Source organism: Halomonas caseinilytica, assembly GCF_001662285.1.
Taxonomy (GTDB): Bacteria; Pseudomonadota; Gammaproteobacteria; order Pseudomonadales; family Halomonadaceae; genus Halomonas; species Halomonas caseinilytica.
Map to the genome: position 1 here is coordinate 1 of NZ_BDEO01000011.1, position 16,355 is coordinate 16,355.

The 16,355-nt window shown below is 60.9% G+C and carries 16 protein-coding genes and 4 tRNA genes; 14 read left to right on the top strand and 6 right to left on the bottom strand.

The genetic code is table 11. The annotated features are described in order from the left end of the window. The first annotated feature begins 108 nt into the window (after positions 1-108). The 6 genes from HSDC_RS12150 (at position 109) to HSDC_RS12175 (ending at position 7,372) form a co-directional block, all read left to right on the top strand. Positions 109-1,479, top strand: coding sequence for an MFS transporter (locus tag HSDC_RS12150; RefSeq protein WP_064700218.1), 1,371 nt, complete (start codon positions 109-111; stop codon positions 1,477-1,479). A gap of 26 nt (positions 1,480-1,505) precedes the next feature. Continuing rightward, positions 1,506-2,486 carry a glycoside hydrolase family 43 protein gene (locus HSDC_RS12155; RefSeq protein WP_064700219.1) on the top strand — a complete coding sequence of 327 codons (981 nt, stop codon included), beginning with the start codon at positions 1,506-1,508 and terminating at the stop codon, positions 2,484-2,486. 85 nt (positions 2,487-2,571) lie between these two features. Continuing rightward, a complete protein-coding gene (gene araD1 / locus HSDC_RS12160; protein WP_064700220.1) occupies positions 2,572-3,558 on the top strand; it encodes an AraD1 family protein in 987 nt (328 codons plus the stop codon). 52 nt (positions 3,559-3,610) lie between these two features. After that, on the top strand, positions 3,611-5,188 hold the full coding sequence (locus HSDC_RS12165) for an aldehyde dehydrogenase (NADP(+)) (protein WP_064700221.1): 1,578 nt from the start codon (positions 3,611-3,613) through the stop codon (positions 5,186-5,188). Between the two features lie 93 nt (positions 5,189-5,281). Further along, positions 5,282-6,448 (top strand): fumarylacetoacetate hydrolase family protein, encoded by a 1,167-nt coding sequence (locus tag HSDC_RS12170; RefSeq protein ID WP_064700222.1) that lies wholly within the window; start codon positions 5,282-5,284, stop codon positions 6,446-6,448. 159 nt (positions 6,449-6,607) lie between these two features. Beyond that, a complete protein-coding gene (locus tag HSDC_RS12175) occupies positions 6,608-7,372 on the top strand; it encodes a FadR/GntR family transcriptional regulator (protein WP_064700223.1) in 765 nt (254 codons plus the stop codon). 218 nt (positions 7,373-7,590) lie between these two features. Here the strand turns inward: HSDC_RS12175 and HSDC_RS12180 are convergent. Further along, positions 7,591-7,666, bottom strand: a tRNA-Ala gene (locus HSDC_RS12180). Positions 7,667-7,924: 258 nt separating this feature from the next. Here HSDC_RS12180 and uvrY point away from each other — a divergent pair. The 6 genes from uvrY (at position 7,925) to HSDC_RS12210 (ending at position 11,420) form a co-directional block, all read left to right on the top strand. Next, positions 7,925-8,572, top strand: coding sequence for a UvrY/SirA/GacA family response regulator transcription factor (gene uvrY, locus HSDC_RS12185; RefSeq protein ID WP_064700224.1), 648 nt, complete (start codon positions 7,925-7,927; stop codon positions 8,570-8,572). 58 nt (positions 8,573-8,630) lie between these two features. Further along, positions 8,631-10,445, top strand: a complete 1,815-nt coding sequence (uvrC, locus tag HSDC_RS12190) for an excinuclease ABC subunit UvrC (protein ID WP_064700225.1) — start codon at positions 8,631-8,633, stop codon at positions 10,443-10,445. 69 nt (positions 10,446-10,514) lie between these two features. Then, the gene (gene pgsA, locus HSDC_RS12195) at positions 10,515-11,063 is read left to right on the top strand and encodes a CDP-diacylglycerol--glycerol-3-phosphate 3-phosphatidyltransferase (protein WP_064700226.1); all 549 of its coding nucleotides are present in this window, start codon (positions 10,515-10,517) and stop codon (positions 11,061-11,063) included. A 62-nt stretch (positions 11,064-11,125) separates the two neighbouring features. Further along, positions 11,126-11,200: transfer RNA gene (locus tag HSDC_RS12200), tRNA-Gly, on the top strand. A 27-nt stretch (positions 11,201-11,227) separates the two neighbouring features. Further along, positions 11,228-11,301: transfer RNA gene (locus HSDC_RS12205), tRNA-Cys, on the top strand. A 32-nt stretch (positions 11,302-11,333) separates the two neighbouring features. Beyond that, positions 11,334-11,420 (top strand) — tRNA-Leu (locus HSDC_RS12210). A 126-nt stretch (positions 11,421-11,546) separates the two neighbouring features. Here HSDC_RS12210 and HSDC_RS12215 read toward each other — a convergent pair. The 3 genes from HSDC_RS12215 to HSDC_RS12225 all read right to left on the bottom strand — a co-directional run bounded on the left by HSDC_RS12215 (position 11,547) and on the right by HSDC_RS12225 (position 12,997). Further along, positions 11,547-11,885, bottom strand: a complete 339-nt coding sequence (locus HSDC_RS12215) for a site-specific integrase (RefSeq protein WP_064700227.1) — start codon at positions 11,883-11,885, stop codon at positions 11,547-11,549. Further along, complete coding sequence (locus HSDC_RS12220) at positions 11,882-12,298, bottom strand: site-specific integrase (RefSeq protein ID WP_064700228.1); 417 nt, start codon at positions 12,296-12,298, stop codon at positions 11,882-11,884. The genes HSDC_RS12215 and HSDC_RS12220 overlap by 4 nt, the downstream gene beginning before the upstream one ends. 453 nt (positions 12,299-12,751) lie before the next feature. After that, complete coding sequence (locus HSDC_RS12225; RefSeq protein WP_064700229.1) at positions 12,752-12,997, bottom strand: hypothetical protein; 246 nt, start codon at positions 12,995-12,997, stop codon at positions 12,752-12,754. A gap of 941 nt (positions 12,998-13,938) precedes the next feature. On the opposite strand from HSDC_RS12225, the gene HSDC_RS17090 reads away from it, so the two are divergent. After that, the gene (locus HSDC_RS17090) at positions 13,939-14,091 is read left to right on the top strand and encodes a putative hemolysin (protein ID WP_367888825.1); all 153 of its coding nucleotides are present in this window, start codon (positions 13,939-13,941) and stop codon (positions 14,089-14,091) included. A gap of 299 nt (positions 14,092-14,390) precedes the next feature. Here HSDC_RS17090 and HSDC_RS16990 read toward each other — a convergent pair whose 3' ends face one another. Beyond that, positions 14,391-14,879, bottom strand: a complete 489-nt coding sequence (locus tag HSDC_RS16990; RefSeq protein WP_064700230.1) for a TRM11 family methyltransferase — start codon at positions 14,877-14,879, stop codon at positions 14,391-14,393. 112 nt (positions 14,880-14,991) lie between these two features. Between HSDC_RS16990 and HSDC_RS16725 the strand changes: the two genes are divergently transcribed. Continuing rightward, positions 14,992-15,291 (top strand): hypothetical protein, encoded by a 300-nt coding sequence (locus tag HSDC_RS16725; protein WP_137055294.1) that lies wholly within the window; start codon positions 14,992-14,994, stop codon positions 15,289-15,291. 107 nt (positions 15,292-15,398) lie between these two features. Here the strand turns inward: HSDC_RS16725 and HSDC_RS16730 are convergent, their stop codons facing one another. After that, positions 15,399-15,989, bottom strand: a complete 591-nt coding sequence (locus tag HSDC_RS16730; protein ID WP_137055296.1) for a hypothetical protein — start codon at positions 15,987-15,989, stop codon at positions 15,399-15,401. Between the last annotated feature and the right edge of the window lie 366 nt (positions 15,990-16,355).

Sequence of the window (16,355 nt, forward strand, 5' to 3'; positions counted from 1 at the left end):
ACCTGGCCATGTGGCTGGTTTGACGACAAGACGGGCGATGAGGGGAGCAAACGGCGTTGAGCCCTCTCGCGCGTCTCCTATCAATCGACAAGGCCAAGGAGGCAAACAATGACAACACGGCGCCTGACCTATCTGGAAAAAGTCGGGTTCGGCAGCGGGGACATGGCGATCAACATCGTGATTTCCTCGATGTTTCTGATCATTTCATTCTTCTACACGGATGTCTTCGGCTTGAAGCCAAGCCACATGGGAATTCTCTTTCTCGTGGCTCGCCTCGTGGATGCCATTACCGATCCCCTGATGGGCATCGTCACCGACAAGTTCAACAGCCGGCGCGGACGATACCGCCCCTATTTCCTGATCTTTTCGGTGCCCTTCGGCATTTCCGTGTTGCTGCTGTTCACCACGCCGGACTGGAGCTATAACGCCAAACTGGTATGGGCCTATTCCACCTACCTGTTCGTCACCCTGATGTTCACGGCCGTGACGATTCCCTACATCTCGTTGATCGGTGTGCTGACGCCCGACCCCCAGGATCGGCTCTCCGCCAACGGCTATCGGCTCTTCTTCGCCAAGATTGCGGCCTTTCTCGTGACCATCATCGTGCCCAAGCTGGCCGAATACGTGGGCAGCGAGAGTCTTCAGTTCGGCTATCAGTTCGCCATGGGGCTGATGGGCGGGCTGGCCACCCTGCTCTTTTTGTTCTGCTACGCCACGACCACCGAGCGAGTGCAGCACACCATCGAGGACAAGCCACTCCGTTCCCAGCTGAGCATCCTGAAGAAGAACGATCAATGGCTGGTGCTCTGCGCCGTCTGCTTCACCGGCACCCTGGGCTATGTCATGCGCAGCTCGGTGGCTGCCTACTATGCCAAGTATTACCTGGGGGCCGATGCCACCCTGCTATCGGCCTTTCTCACCACAGGCGTCAGCGCGGCGATTCTCGCCATGGTCGCCTCGACGTGGCTGACCAAGCGCTATTGCAAGATCCAGCTGTTCCGCTGGAGTCAGCTGGCGGTCGGCGCCTTGAGCGTGCTGATGTTCGTCGCCGTCGGTCCGGGAGATATCGCGCTCGCCTTCGTGCTGTACTTCCTGATCTCCTTCATCGTCGACTTGCATGCGCCCGTCTTCTGGTCGGCGATCGCCGAATCCGTCGACTATGGCGAGGCCAAGACCGGAAAACGCGTCTCGGGACTTGCCTTCGGCGGCATTTCCTTCTGCCAGAAGGCTGGCATGGGCGCGGCAGGCTTCCTCGTCGGTCATCTGCTGACCTACTTCAACTACGAAGCCAACGTCGAGCAGAGTACTTTCACCTTGACCGGCATCGCATTGATGCTCTCGGTCATTCCCGGGATATTCCACACCCTGATGGGCAGTCTCATGTTCAAGTATCGCATCACCAACCGCTACTACGACGCCATGCGAGACGGTGAGTTAGGTGACACGCCCCCATCGGCCATTGATACCCGGACATCATGACGCCAGCAGGTCAACAGGAGAACGGAATGGACAAGCCACTTGCTCCCCTGATCGAACAACGGGCGGACCCTTTCATCCACCGACACGATAACGGCTACTACTTCATCGCCTCGGTACCTGCCTACGACCGGCTGGAGCTGCGTCACGCCACCACCATCGCCGGCCTCGCCGAGGCCGAGCCGGTCACCATCTGGGAAAAGGAAGACCACGGCCCGTTGAGCGAACTGATCTGGGCCCCGGAACTTCACTACCATCAGGGTCGCTGGATCGTCTATTTCGCCGCCGCTCCCAGCCGCGAGATTCGGGACGGTCTCTTCCAGCACCGCATGTACTGCATCGCCACCAGCGCCCGCGATCCCATGCTGGGCGAGTGGAGTCATCCTCGGCAGATCGATACTGGTATCGACAGCTTCTGTCTCGATGGCACCGCTTTCCAGCATGACGGCGAACTCTACTATGTCTGGGCGCAGAAGGAAGCCAGCATCCCGGGCAACACCAACCTCTACATTGCCCGGATGGCCACGCCGGAGACCCTCGACACTCCGCCGGTGCGGCTTTCCATTCCCGAATTCGATTGGGAAACGCGTGGTTTCATGGTCAACGAAGGCCCGGCCGTGCTGATTCGCCACGGCCGCGTTCTGCTCACCTACTCGGCCAGCGCCACCGACGAGAACTACTGCATGGGATTGCTGTGGGCCGACCAGACGGCCGACCTGCTGAATCCCGCCAGCTGGACGAAGTCGGATACGCCCGTGTTCACGAGCGACCCGCAGCGCTCGGTATTCGGCCCCGGCCACAACAGCTTCACCGTGGCCGAGGATGGCACCACCGACGTGCTCGTGTATCACGCCCGAACCTACACCGAGATCGTCGGCGATCCCCTCTGGGATCCCAATCGCCATACCTACGTCAAGCCCATTGCCTGGGACCCGGATGGCTTCCCTCGCTTCGGCCGGCCATCGCTGGATGACGTCTCGCCGAACGACGACGAGAAGGCAACGTCATGACTATGTACAACATTTGGATTTATTTATTGAACATGCCATCCTGTCCCGCATGCAGCAGCGGCGACACGCCGAGGAGGACGACCCCATGCGCCTGATCCAATGCCTGCACGAAGACCGTCTGCACGCCGCTCTGGTGGAGGACGAAACGACGGTACGGCTCGCCGACGCCGATACCTATCATCTCGCCTGCGATGCCATGGCATCGGGCCGGTCATTCGTCGACGTCGTCGAGGCACGATTGACCGATACCCGCCTGGACTATGCCGAACTCATCGAGGCAGGCCGCCTGATGCCGCCGCTCACGCATCCGGACCCGGCGCATTGCCTGGTCACCGGTACCGGACTGACCCATCTGGGCAGTGCCGATACGCGCTCGGCGATGCATGCCAAGGCCCAGGCCGACGAGGAGGACCTGACCGACTCCATGCGCATGTTCAAGCTCGGCGTGGAAAACGGCAAACCCGCCACCGGCGAAGTGGGCGCCCAACCCGAATGGTTCTACAAGGGCGACGGCGACTGCGTGGTAGCGCCCGAAGCGCCCCTGCCCTCGCCGGCCTTCGCCCAGGACGGCGGCGAGGAGCCGGAACTGGCCGGCCTGTACCTCATCGACGACCAAGGCCGCCCCCGGCGGCTCGGCTTCGCCGTGGGCAACGAATTTTCCGACCATGTCACCGAGCGTTTCAATTACCTGTGGCTGGCCCACTCCAAGCTGCGCGCCTGCAGTTTCGGACCGGAACTGTTCATCGGCACGCTGCCCGGCCATCTCGAGGGCGTCAGTCGCATCACCCGCGATGGCGAGACCCTGTGGCAGAAGCCCTTCCTGACCGGCGAGGACAACATGGCCCACAGCCTCGCCAACCTGGAGCATCACCACTTCAAGTATCCGGGCTTTCGTCGTCCCGGCGACGTGCATGTGCACTTCTTCGGAACGGCGACCCTCAGCTTCGCCGACGGTATCCAGCCACGCGAGGGCGACCGTTTCGAGATCGAGATCCCGGCATTCGGGCGCCCTCTGCGCAATCCATTGACCCGGGAGACGGCTGACGACGGCGCGACGGTCTCGCCGCTCTAGAAACGCCACAGACCGGTGCCGTTCCCAATCTCTACCCAAGAAAGGAGTGACCATGACACTAGAAGGCACGCAACTCATCGGACGTGAAACCGTTCTGGCCTCGGGCAAGGCCTTCCATGCCATCGACCCGTCCACCGGTGAGACGCTCCAGCCCGCCTTTCACACCGGTGGCCAGGCGGAAGTTTCTCGTGCCACTGAACTCGCCTGGGCGGCTTTCGACCGCTACCGCGAAACGGGACTCGAGGCACGCGCCCGCTTTCTCGAGATGATCGCCGACAAGATCGAGGGCATCGGCGATGCGCTGATCGAACGCGCCATGGCCGAATCCGGCCTGCCGCGCGCACGCCTCGAGGGCGAACGGGGCCGTACCTGCGGCCAGCTTCGTCTGTTCGCCAAGGTGGTGCGTGCCGGCGAATGGCTCGACGTGCGCATCGACCCGGCACTGCCCGAGCGCCAGCCCATGCCGCGGGTTGACCTGCGTCAGCGTCACGTGGCCCTGGGACCGGTGGCGGTGTTCGGTGCCAGCAACTTCCCGCTGGCTTTCTCGGTCGCCGGCGGCGATACCGCCTCGGCCCTGGCCGCCGGTTGCCCCGTCGTGGTCAAAGGGCATCCCGCCCACCCCGGCACCTCGGAACTGGTGGGGCGCGCCATCCAGTCGGCGGTGGCCGAATGCCAGCTCCCTGAAGGCGTCTTCTCCCTGCTGCAGGGTGCCGGCAACGAGATCGGCCAGGCCCTGGTGACGGATCCGAACATCAAGGCCGTCGGCTTCACCGGCTCTCGTGGCGGCGGTACCGCCCTGGCGCGCCTGGCGCAGAACCGCCCGGAGCCGATCCCGGTCTATGCCGAGATGAGCAGCATCAACCCGGTCTTCCTGCTGCCCGAGGCTCTCCAGGCCCGGGGCCAGGAACTGGCCGAAGGCTTCGTCGGCTCGCTCAACATGGGCGCCGGCCAGTTCTGCACCAACCCGGGGCTGGTGATCGGCATCCAAGGCGAAGCGCTCGATCGCTTCCTGGCCACCGCCGCCGAGGCCGTCGAGGCCAGCGGCACCCAGACCATGCTGACACCGGGCATTCAGGAGGCCTATGAGCGCGGCGTGGCGAGTCTGGCGTCCAGCGACAAGGCGCGCGAAGTGGCGCGCGGTCAAGGCAGCGAGGCTCCCAACCAGTGCCGGACAGGCTTGTTCGTGGCCAAGGCCGACGACTTTCTCGCCGACAAGGCCCTGCAACAGGAAATCTTCGGTGCCACCTCCCTGGTCGTGACCTGTTCCGACCAGGATGAGGTCAAGCGGGTCGCCGAACACCTCGAGGGCCAGCTGACTGCCACCCTGCAGATGGACGACGCCGACCTCGCCTTTGCCCGCGAACTGCTGCCGACGCTGGAGCGTCGCGCCGGCCGCGTGATGGTCAACGGCTGGCCCACCGGCGTCGAGGTCTGTCATGCCATGGTGCACGGCGGCCCTTATCCGGCCACGACCGACTCGCGCACCACCTCAGTGGGCAGCGCGGCGATCCATCGCTTCCTGCGTCCGGTGTGCTATCAGAACCTGCCCCAGGCGCTGTTGCCCGAAACCCTGCGTGACGGCAATCCTGACGGCGTCAGCCGGCTGATCGACGGTCAGCGAGAAGCCTGACTACACGGCAAGACTTCGGTGCGGTGAACGTGTCGGCGAGGCCTCGGCGTCGCCGGCGCGTTTCGCGCCGTTCACGAAAAGGACAAAGCTCCCATGCCCCACGACAATCGACTCCCCGAAGATCACCACCGGGCCCTGCTGGTCGGCCGGGTCTGGTGCGATGCGCCGGAAGGCCCCGCGCTGGTGGTCGTGCGCGACGGTCAGGTCATCGACATCTCCGACACGATCGGGGTCATGGCCGACCTGCTCGACCGTGACGATGCGCCACAGATCGTGGCCTCCGCCACGGGTCCCGTGCTGTGCGATGTCGCGACCCTGCTCGACAATTCCACGCACTCGCCCCAGGTCGCTCCCCACCTGCTGGCACCTTGCGACATTCAGGCCATCAAGGCCTGCGGCGTCACCTTCGCCGTCAGCCTGCTCGAGCGCGTCATCGAGGAACAGGCCGGGGGCGACCCGAAACGGGCTGCCGAGCTGCGCGACGAGCTACAGCGGCTGATCGGTGGCGACTTATCGAAGATCACGCCGGGGTCCGATGACGCCATGGCCCTGCGCGACGAGCTCAAGGCCCGCGGCGCCTGGTCCCAGTACATGGAGGTCGGCATCGGGGCGGACGCCGAGGTATTCACCAAGGCACAGCCTCTCTCCTCGGTAGGGTTCGGTGCCTGGGTCGGCCTGCACCCGGCTTCCCGCTGGAACAACCCCGAACCCGAGGTCGTGCTGGCCGTGAATGCGACAGGCAAGCCGGTTGGCGCCACCCTCGGCAATGACGTCAATCTGCGTGATATCGAGGGACGCAGCGCACTGCTGCTGGGCAAGGCCAAGGACAACAATGCATCCTGCGCCATCGGCCCCTTCATTCGCCTGTTCGACGAACACTTCACCATGGACGATGTGCGTACCGCCATGGTCGACCTGCGTATCGACGGTGAAGACGACGGTTTCCGACTCGAGGACTCGAGCGACATGCGCGAGATCAGTCGCTCACCCGAGGAGCTGGTCCGCCAGACTGTCGGCCCTCATCACCAGTACCCGGACGGCTTCATGCTGTTCCTCGGCACCATGTTCTCGCCGATCCAGGACCGGGACGGCCCCGGCCAGGGGTTCACGCATCACACGGGAGACACCGTAACCATCGCGACGCCCCGCCTTGGCGCCCTGGTCAATCGCGTGGAGCGAAGCGACCGCTTGCCGCCCTGGACCTACGGCATCCGCCGCTGGCTGGCCGACCGGCAACGTCGGGCGGCTCGGCGAGCATGACGCCTCGGATAGAACCGCGCCTGCTCGGGCACGCGCGGCTCTCCGTGCCGCGCCATGACCCCCAATCTTGAGGCATGAGGCCGGGCGGCTGCCATCCGCCCGGATTGCGGTCATGTTGACCATAAGCTAGGATCATCGCCATTTCTGCGGAGCCCGTCAGTGCCAGCAACCTCCCGCCCTTCGCGTTCACGTCCTTCCATTGCCGAGCATCTCGCCGAAGCCATCTTTGCCGGACGCTACCGCCCCGGCGATTTCGTTCCCAAGGAAGTCGACCTGGCCCAGCAATTCGGCCTCAATCGTTCGGCAGTACGCAGCGACCTGCGAATGCTGGTCGATGTCGGCATCATCGAGCGCATCTCGGGCCATGGCTCGAAGGTTCGTGACTACGAGGCATGGAACATCCTCGATGCCCAGGTCACCGACTGGATGACGCGCTATGCCGCGCCCAACCCCAGGATCCAAAGAGAGATCCTCGCCTTTCGCCTCGACGTCGAACCCTATGTGGCCATGACAGCAGCTCGCCGGGCCACCGCCCGGGATCTCGTCGCCATCGAGGAGGCTTTCGAGGGCATGGGGCAACACCTGCACAACGCCACCTGCACCGAGCAGCGTCGCCTGCACAGCGAGCATGACGTTGCCTTCCACGTGGCCATCTTCAAGGCGACGCACAACATCGTCTGGGCCCAGCTATCGCATATCCTGCGCCCCTCGATCCATCTGTTGATCGAGATGTCGAACATCAGCGCCACCGACCCGGAAGCCAGTCTCGAACGACATCGCCAGGTCATGGAAAGCATTCGTGCACGGCGCCCCGCCGACGCCTTCCGCGCCGCCCAGGCGGTTCTCGCCGGTACGGCCTCGGCATTGGGCATCGAGCCCGGAGAAGGGACGCTAGGCGGGCAGGCCATTCCCCCCAACGATTGAACACCGCCGACAGTCCAGGCGGAGGGACCGGTGATGCCAGCAGGCAGGCACGATGCATGAACGCGCCTTCGCTAGCCACAGGCCCTCGCTCGATAAGATCGGCATAGGATAGTGCCGAGGGCAGCGGCCTGAATCCCGAGGCCCGCTGGCATTCATCGATCGCCCACGAAAAAGCCGCCTGATGCATTGCATCAGGCGGCTGATTCACCAAAACTCTTTGGTGGAGCCTAGCGGGATCGAACCGCTGACCTCAACACTGCCAGTGTTGCGCTCTCCCAGCTGAGCTAAGGCCCCACATGTGCTCGCCGTCGCGAGAACGAGGCGTATATTATTCATCGCAGCGCGCCTCGTCAACCCCGGAAACGAAAAAAGACAGGCAACCGATCACGGGAATGATAAGAAACGTTAACGGAGAACTATCGCCAATTCCCCTTAACTGCATGTTATGTCAAGGTATACGTGATTCAACGGTGGCCTTTCAGCCGGGGCCGCACCACGCGTCGGTGCGGCCCCTGCCCCGTATCCCGTCCACTTCGTAGTAGGAGTTCCTTCTTGATCAGGGTACTCGTCGCCGATGACCACCACCTGGTGAGGACCAGCATCGCCCATCTGCTGAATGACGAGCCGGACATCAGCGTGATCGGCGAGGCAGCCGATGGCGAGCAGGCCATCAGCCAGGCCCGTCAGCTCAAGCCGGACATCATCCTGATGGATATCCGCATGCCTGGCATAGGCGGTCTGGAGGCCACCCGCAAGATCACTCGACTAACCAGCGATGTCAGAGTCCTGGTACTGACCGCCTTCATTGAGGAGGCCTTCGCCCAGCGGCTGCTCGAGGCCGGCGCCCACGGTTTCATCAGCAAGGGGTCGCAGCATGACGAGATGGTTCAGGCAATCCACAGCGTCTTTGCCGGCAAGCGCTATATCAGCCCCGACATTGCCCAGCGCCTGGTCCTGTTTCGCATCGATTCCACTGACAACCCCTTCGATCAGCTTTCCCAGCGCGAGCTCCAGGTCGCGATGATGATCGTCAACTGCCAGAAGGTGGCCGACATCGCCGATCGCATGTTCCTGAGCCCCAAGACCGTCAACACCTACCGCTACCGGATCTTCGAGAAGCTCGACGTGCACTCCGATGTGGAACTGACTCACCTGGGACTGCGTCACGGATTGGTGGACGGTTTCAGCGAAGCGGAATGACCGGGCGGATGGCGAGTCTGATAGGATGAGTTCCGTTTCATCCGCTATCGGCATCTCGATGAGTTTCGATTCACGCCAGTTCCTCGACACCGTCACCGAGTCCCCCGGGGTCTATCGCATGCTCGACGAGCACGGCGATACCCTCTACGTCGGCAAGGCCCGACGCCTCAAGGCACGCCTTGCCAGCTATTTCCGTGGCGCGCTTAACACCAAGACCCAGGCGCTGGTCTCGCGCATCGCCGACATCCAGGTCACCGTCACCAACAGCGAGACCGAGGCCCTGCTGCTCGAGCAGACCCTGATCAAGGAGCAGCGTCCGCCCTATAACATCCTGCTACGCGACGACAAGTCCTACCCTTTCGTCTTCGTGACCGATCACCACCCGTATCCGGCGCTGGAATACAAGCGAGCCCGCACCCGGCATGGCGACGGTCGCTACCTCGGTCCCTATCCCAGCAGCGGTGCGGTGCGCGAAAGCCTCTCGCTGATGCAGAAGATCTTTCGCATCCGCAATTGCGAAGATAGCGTGTTCGCTCATCGCAGCCGACCATGCCTGCAGTATCAAATCGGTCGTTGCAGCGCGCCTTGCGTGGGCTACATCGACGAAGCGGATTACCGTCGAGACCTGGAACATGCCGTGCAATGCCTGGAAGGCAAGAGCGAGGCTGTCACTGAGGAACTGACCCGGGACATGGAAGCCGCCAGCCAGGCGCTCGACTTCGAGGAAGCCGCGCGCTTGAGAGACCAGATCCAGCAACTGCGCCAGCTTCAACAGCGTCAGTTCGTCGACACCGGCAACGGCGATGCCGATATCTTTGCCCTGGCCAGTCGCCCCGGCGCCCTGTGCATCTCGGTGCTCTCGGTACGTGCCGGACGGCTGCTGGGAGCGCGCCATCATACACCCGGCAATGGCCTCGACCTGGCACCCGACACCCTGCTTGGCGACTTCATCAGCCAGTACTATCTCGGCCAGGCGCGCGAGATTCCCGGCGAAGTCATCACCAGCCATGCGCTGTCCGATACCGACCTGATCGCCCGGGCACTGGAAGCCCGTGCCGGCAAGCGAGTGCGCCTTACGTCACGGGTGCGCGGGCACCGCGCCCAGTGGCAGGAGCTCGCGCGCACCAACGCCGAGCAACAGCTGTCCAGCCAGTTGGCCAGCCAGTCCCAGTTGGCTCATCGCTTCGCTTCCCTGCGCGACGCCCTGGCCCTCGACCAGGTACCGGCTCGCCTCGAGTGCTTCGACATCAGTCACAGTCACGGCGAGGCCACGGTGGCCTCCTGCGTGGTCTTCGATGCCAATGGCCCTCGCAAGTCCGATTACCGGCGCTTCAACATCAAGGGCGTCGAAGCCGGAGACGACTACGCCGCTATGCGCCAGGCGCTGACACGCCGTTTCAAGCGCCTCAAGGATGGCGAGGGTGAAGCGCCCGACCTGTTGATCGTGGATGGCGGCAAGGGCCAACTCAACATGGCCCGAGAGGTGTTCGCCGAACTCGGCATCGAAAGCATCAGGCTCATCGGTGTGGCCAAGGGCACGACCCGCAAGGCAGGACTCGAGACTTTGTTCATCGAGACGCCGGATCGCACCCTGGACCTCGATACCTCATCGCCCGCCTTGCATCTGTTGCAGCATATCCGCGATGAGTCGCACCGCTTTGCCATCACCGGCCACCGCACCCGGCGCGACAAGGCACGACGCACCTCGACACTTCAGGACATTCCCGGGGTCGGCCCGCGTCGACGACGCGAGCTGCTGCGCTTCTTCGGTGGATTGCAGGGTGTCAAGCAGGCCAGCCGCGAGGAGCTCGCACGCGTCCCCGGCATCAGCGCGACGCTTGCCGAGTCGATTCATCGCGCCTTGCATGGATGAGAGCCGACAAGCCGGATAGAATAGGTGCGTTTTCCGGCATCCCCCTTCAAGGCAAGGACCGCAGCTCCGATGAACATACCCAATCTCCTGACGTTGGCCAGAATCATCTTCATCCCGCTGCTGGTGGTATTCTTCTATCTCCCCTTCTCGTGGAGCATGCCACTGGCGGCCACCCTCTTTGCCCTGGCCTCGGTGACGGATTGGCTAGACGGTTTTCTCGCACGACGCTGGGACCAGTCGACTCCCTTCGGCGCCTTTCTCGATCCGGTCGCCGACAAACTGATGGTCGCAGTGGCCTTGGCGTTGCTGATCGAGCGCTATGACGCCATTTGGCTGACCCTGCCGGCCCTGGTGATCATCGGTCGCGAGATCGTCATCTCGGCACTGCGAGAGTGGATGGCCGAAATGGGCAAGCGCGGCACCGTGGCGGTCTCCTGGATCGGCAAGCTCAAGACCACCCTCCAGATGGTCGCCCTGCTGCTATTGCTCGCTTTCGCGCCGGGAACCCCCATCGCCATCCTCGGCGTCGTCACGCTGTATGTCTCCGCACTGCTGACACTCTGGTCGATGATCCAGTACCTGCGCGCCGCCTGGCCGCACCTGAGCCGCTCGATGTGATGGCGCGGCGGAAAAGCGTTTGACAGTCACCAACTTATCCGTATAATACGTCCTCGAGTCGAGCGGGAATAGCTCAGTGGTAGAGCATCGCCTTGCCAAGGCGAGGGTCGCGAGTTCGAATCTCGTTTCCCGCTCCATTCCTCGAGAATGGCATGACTCCGTGAGGCTGGATGGCAGAGTGGTTATGCAGCGGACTGCAACTCCGTGTACGCCGGTTCGATTCCGACTCCAGCCTCCATTTCCCCTTCTCCAAGTGCCCGCTCGAACCCCGCCCGGATGGCGAAATTGGTAGACGCAAGGGACTTAAAATCCCTCGGTGGCAACACCGTGTCGGTTCGAGTCCGACTCCGGGCACCAATTAGATAAATGCTTTACGCGATCTAGTCCCTCGGCACTAATTTCTTTGGTCGCATATGCGCGGCAACTTATCCGCGACCTCATCCAATCTCGAATCAAACATGTGCGCGTAGCAGCTGGTCACAATCAGCGAGCTGTGCCCAACATGTCTCGCACTGTCGTCAGCGTCTCCCCTGCTTCTGCCAGTAGCGATGCATATGTGTGGCGCAGGTCATGAAATCGTAACTCCTCACGTCTGATTCCTTTTCTCGCCGCCTCGAACGCCTTGCGAAGCTGGTGCCCTGTCGTGCTGAACGGCAAGTCCTCCACCAACGCCATGCCATCCGGCGGTAGCGGCACCACCCGAGCTTTTCCGCTCTTGGTCTGCCCTGGTCGCAGGATGATGCGACCACCCTGCACGTTCGGTGGATCAAGGCTCCATAGCTCTCCCCGCCTGAGCCCCGTCAACGCCGCCAGGGCGATCACTCTGCGCTCCTCTGGCATATCTCATCCGGCGCAGCCTCGTCGATCAGTCGCCTGACATCACCCTGTGTCAGGTAGATGTGCCGCTCGTTCTTGGGCGTTGGCTTGCGCAGTTTCGCGTCCAGGGGCTGATCCAGCCAATCCCACTCCCGGTAGGCCAGCGCCAGCACTCGCTTGACCACCTGGGTGCGATTGTTGATCGTGCTCTGGCCGAGCCCCTGCTTGCGCAACGTCTTCTGCATCCGGCGTGCCGCATCCACCGTCTCGTGGCCCAGCAACACGCCTTCGGCGTTGTCGTTGAACCAGGCTGCCACCTGCCGGATGCTACCGGCCTGGCTCTCGGTATCGTACTCGTCGACCCAGCGCAGCAGCCCCTCCATGAAACTGCGTCGCTGGGTGCGTCCCATCACGCCCATGAAAGCCGCTTCGTTCAGCTCTGCGCGGCGTTTCGTGGCGTACTCTTCCGCTTCTTCTGCTGTCTTAAACGTTCGTTGATGTCGGCCACGCTCACTCGTCTCGGTGATAACCCACCGGTTACGGGCGGCGCGGCGCCTGACCGTGATTCCCATGGTGTTTGCTCCCCTTCCATGGGGCTGCGCTTGCATCGCTCAATATATGCCTGCACAGCCTCTTGCTCAAACCGGACGTTTCCCCCGACCTCCACGTATCCGATCACATCTTTAAGCGCGTACGCTTTCGATCGGCTGACGCTGAGAAGCTGGGAAACCTGCATTGGGGTTAGTAGGTTTGCTCATAGCCCCTACCTCCAGAAACAAGAAAACCGCCTCGGTGGGCGGACATAGAAAAGCCCGCGCTGAGGCGGGCTGTGTCGTGATTTGATCATCACATCATGGGCTGGATTGCACTTGTCAAAACCTGATCTGTTCCCAACTGATGTTTTGTTCCTTCCCGATATAGTCAAGGCTCTTCTCGCGGCCTTCGATACTCTCACTGAGGAGCTCTACTGTGTACTCTCCATTCGGGAGCCGTTCCTTGACTCGGCAGTTGATGTGTCGGCCATGGCGGTCAAGTACAAAAAACTGTTCTTCGCCCACTTGTAGATGCTTAGCCTTTTCCAACGGCTCATCTGCCATCATAATGTCTAGGTCTGCCATATCGCCGCTTCTCCGGTCAGTGCATGATCTCGGGGCCCATAGCCCATGTGGCCTCTTCCTTCTTTGATCCTCGGGCGGCGCCCTGCCTGCTATTGTCGCCATAGGCGCCTGATTTGTATCGCAAGGCTCATGTGACCCTGTACACCCAGAGTAACACTAGGCGGCGTAGCCAACACGGCTTTGTGATCTTTGCGGCGGAGGAAAGCGTCAAGCCTACCTAGAAGGACAAGAGAGCCCATCACTCTTCTTCACCTCTCGAATTCATTTTCCGGGCACCGATATAGAACAGCAGCGCCTCTACTCCCAGCGTCAGTACTATTCCGATGGCGATATAGATGAAGGGCATGGGTGATTCCTAATCTCGTACTGGTATTCGTGCATTACGTCGGTTTGGTCTCAAGTACGTCTCACAGTCCTTTCGTTATCTTCATCTTTTGGTGAAAGAGGCTGGAGATGTGGCATGTGCTCAATAAGCAAGCCCACAGCCGCATGGGGGGCGACAGAAAAAGAATCTATCTTATACCTCTTACTTATATAGTTGTGAATTCTTCCGTTTAAACAGAGCCAACTTTTCAGATTGTTCCTACACATTGCCAAGATATTCTCCTGTTCACATGCTCCAATTGTCATATGGTGATGACGCGTGGCTGGACCGGGACAAGGAGCGCCTCGAACGATGCGGTCATGCGACACTCTGCTAAGAAAATGTCAGGGCTTCTGGCCGGTGCCATGGCCCTCCTCTTCCAGAGTAGCCGGCCTATTTTGGAGCAGATCTGTCTATCATGTGTGTACCAAGGTACTTGAATTTGCTAGGTGAATTTGGCCTACTTGCTGAGAATCCATAGCGAAAGGCACTCCCAATGCGACTGAGATACTTCTCACTATTCCTGCCCTTTGCATTGGCTGCCTGCGCGTCTCACGAAGAGGCGCCCAAAGCAGGCATGGCTAACCCAGCTTCGGTTTACTGTGAGGAGCAAGGGGGAACGTTGGAGATCAAGCAAAATGCCGATGGGCAATATGGGATGTGCGCACTGCCGGACGGCACTCAGATTGAAGAATGGGATCTGTACAGGCGCGACCATCCCAGTAAGTAGGTCTCTAGGAACAGCAGCACCGGCAGTTGATAGGCGTTGTCATGCGGCCTCTATGCATTGGCCGCCTTAGTGGGCGGGGGCGGCCCGGCGTAGTTGTGTAGCAGGTCACGCGATCACCGAGCAGATCGGTGCCCGCCGGCTCGACCTCGCCCCGGGATGCAAGCGACTGGATGGTCCGCGCATGCACCGGCGTGCCATCCAGAAGCCTCCACCCAATCACGAAATGGGCTTTCTGGCCTCGCTGCATCGACTGGAGCAGGCGCTCTTGTGGTTTGGTGTGGGTCATGACGCTTCTCCGTTCACGGCTTCATGAAGACCAGCCAGTGAGTAAGCCCTCCGCGACCTGAGACCCGCCCGAACAGCGGCTGGATCTCCGTCAGCGACAGAACCTCGCACAGCTTTACCTGCGCTTCGTTCCACTTGAATACGAAGACGCCCTCTGGCTCCAGGACGCGGAAACACTCGCAAAATCCGCGCCGAATGTCGTCTCGACAGTCATCGCTCAGCTTTCCGTAGCGCGCAGTCATCCAGCTCTTGGGACCGGCACGCTCCAAATGGGGCGGATCGAAGGCAACTAGGCGGAATGTGTCGTCGGCATATGGCAGGTCGCGAAAGTCGATGAGCTCGTCAGGCTCGATGCGCAGGATTCGCTTGCCGTCCTGCCGCCCGTGGCTGCGATCAGTCACCGTGATTGCCTCACTGCGGATGTCGCCGAAAATGGCGTTGGGGTTCTCACGGTCGAACCACATAGACCGAGGCCCGCAGCACGGATCGAGAATTCGCTCCATGAGGTTTTCTCCCTGGCATGAAAAAGGCCACCGGGTGGTGGCCTTGGGTGGCTGTTGGACGGGAGATGCCCGCCGGCTAGTATTAGGGGTCCTGCCAACGCGAGGCTATATCATGAAGGCTGTCTCTGAGGTAAAAACGGTCGCACTAGAAGATCTCGATTCGATGGATCTTGATAGATTCAAAATCATTGACGCGGTCCCGGAAGGCGGGCCTGTTGCTGAAGGCGATAATGTCTACCGAGCAGAACCTCTCTGGGGTGATCAGAATCAGTTGTACATGATGCAACCAGGTGCCACTCCCACTGAGGTAGAGAACATCAGTGTGCTGCACATCACTGTGCCCGACTTGGCTGATGAGGAGGCGATTGAGCGCCTGAAGCAGAAAGTGTCCGCCAGGATGAGTCAGGCCTGACCCAGGCTCTTCACCCGCCGCCAGGCTCTGCGCTTGGCGGCGGATCATGGCTTTCTTCCTGGCATGAAAAGAACACCGGATAGGAGGCCCATTATGGTGAAAACTTTTTAGTGACTTTTGTGAGATAAGGAACGAGAATATACTGCATCCATGATATTTGATAACTCTGGGGTTTCATTTATCAAATCCCAGTGATCGGCCATCCCCCATGTTTTGGTTTCCACTTCACGACCAAGATGCGACTCTACTTTTATTCCAGCCTCTGAATATCTGCTGAATGGCTTTGAGCAGTCCTTTCGCGACCTATTTAACCCTCTTTTATTTAACAAAGCATTTGATGCATTGGAGATCAATGCTATTGGGTAGAATATAAGCTCTTCCAAAGGAGTACCATTTTCATACAAGGATGTTAATTCAGAAACTGGTATAACATGCTCTGACACCAGCTTTTCTCCTTTTTGTAGATCAGTTTCTCGGTAGATGTGCCCAAACCGGCGAGACCCGGATGTCATACCAAGCAAATTGTTGCATGCTCGTATTCTTTTGTTGATCTCATTTCTCATCTCCCTTTTCTTTTGGTGTGTTGCTATCCTTTCTATTGTCTTTACATTTTCCCTGCAAAGCTCTATGTGCTCCAGTATTAAGTCGGCAGGACTAGCCCCGCCTTTACCTCTGACTCCGGGGATCCTTACTGGCATTGTTGCCCTCATGCGCTTTGGTTGATGTTAGTTCCCCAAAGCTTATCCCCCAACATCACCGTGACCAAGGCGCGGCTACAAAGTTTAATGCCGCTATCTCGTCGCGGCGCACGACATAGCCTACCGCTGCCATGCACGTGGTCCGCCCGCCAGCGCTACTCCGATCGATCTGTCGGACTGGTGGCGAAGGTAGGGCGGGGAGTGTGCGGTATCGTCACTGCTCGTGGATATTGGATGTTGCTGTCCCGGCCGGCCCGTCCTGGCGAGCAGCCTCGGTTTACGGTCGGGGGAGACGGTTCTGGCCTCGCCAACCACCATCGACGCACCCTGCTCACAGCGCGGCAGCAAATCTCGCCAAATGGCCGC

What these genes read in the sequence shown, in the direction of transcription:
- HSDC_RS12150 (WP_064700218.1), top strand. Translation starts at nt 109, where the DNA reads ATGACAACACGGCGCCTGACCTATCTGGAAAAAGTCGGGTTCGGCAGC.
- HSDC_RS12155 (WP_064700219.1), top strand. Translation starts at nt 1,506, where the DNA reads ATGGACAAGCCACTTGCTCCCCTGATCGAACAACGGGCGGACCCTTTC.
- araD1 (WP_064700220.1), top strand. Translation starts at nt 2,572, where the DNA reads ATGCGCCTGATCCAATGCCTGCACGAAGACCGTCTGCACGCCGCTCTG.
- HSDC_RS12165 (WP_064700221.1), top strand. Translation starts at nt 3,611, where the DNA reads ATGACACTAGAAGGCACGCAACTCATCGGACGTGAAACCGTTCTGGCC.
- HSDC_RS12170 (WP_064700222.1), top strand. Translation starts at nt 5,282, where the DNA reads ATGCCCCACGACAATCGACTCCCCGAAGATCACCACCGGGCCCTGCTG.
- uvrC (WP_064700225.1), top strand. Translation starts at nt 8,631, where the DNA reads ATGAGTTTCGATTCACGCCAGTTCCTCGACACCGTCACCGAGTCCCCC.
- pgsA (WP_064700226.1), top strand. Translation starts at nt 10,515, where the DNA reads ATGAACATACCCAATCTCCTGACGTTGGCCAGAATCATCTTCATCCCG.
- HSDC_RS12220 (WP_064700228.1), bottom strand. Translation starts at nt 12,298, where the DNA reads ATGGGCGTGATGGGACGCACCCAGCGACGCAGTTTCATGGAGGGGCTG.
- HSDC_RS12225 (WP_064700229.1), bottom strand. Translation starts at nt 12,997, where the DNA reads ATGGCAGACCTAGACATTATGATGGCAGATGAGCCGTTGGAAAAGGCT.
- HSDC_RS17090 (WP_367888825.1), top strand. Translation starts at nt 13,939, where the DNA reads ATGGCTAACCCAGCTTCGGTTTACTGTGAGGAGCAAGGGGGAACGTTG.
- HSDC_RS16990 (WP_064700230.1), bottom strand. Translation starts at nt 14,879, where the DNA reads ATGGAGCGAATTCTCGATCCGTGCTGCGGGCCTCGGTCTATGTGGTTC.
- HSDC_RS16725 (WP_137055294.1), top strand. Translation starts at nt 14,992, where the DNA reads ATGAAGGCTGTCTCTGAGGTAAAAACGGTCGCACTAGAAGATCTCGAT.
- HSDC_RS16730 (WP_137055296.1), bottom strand. Translation starts at nt 15,989, where the DNA reads ATGCCAGTAAGGATCCCCGGAGTCAGAGGTAAAGGCGGGGCTAGTCCT.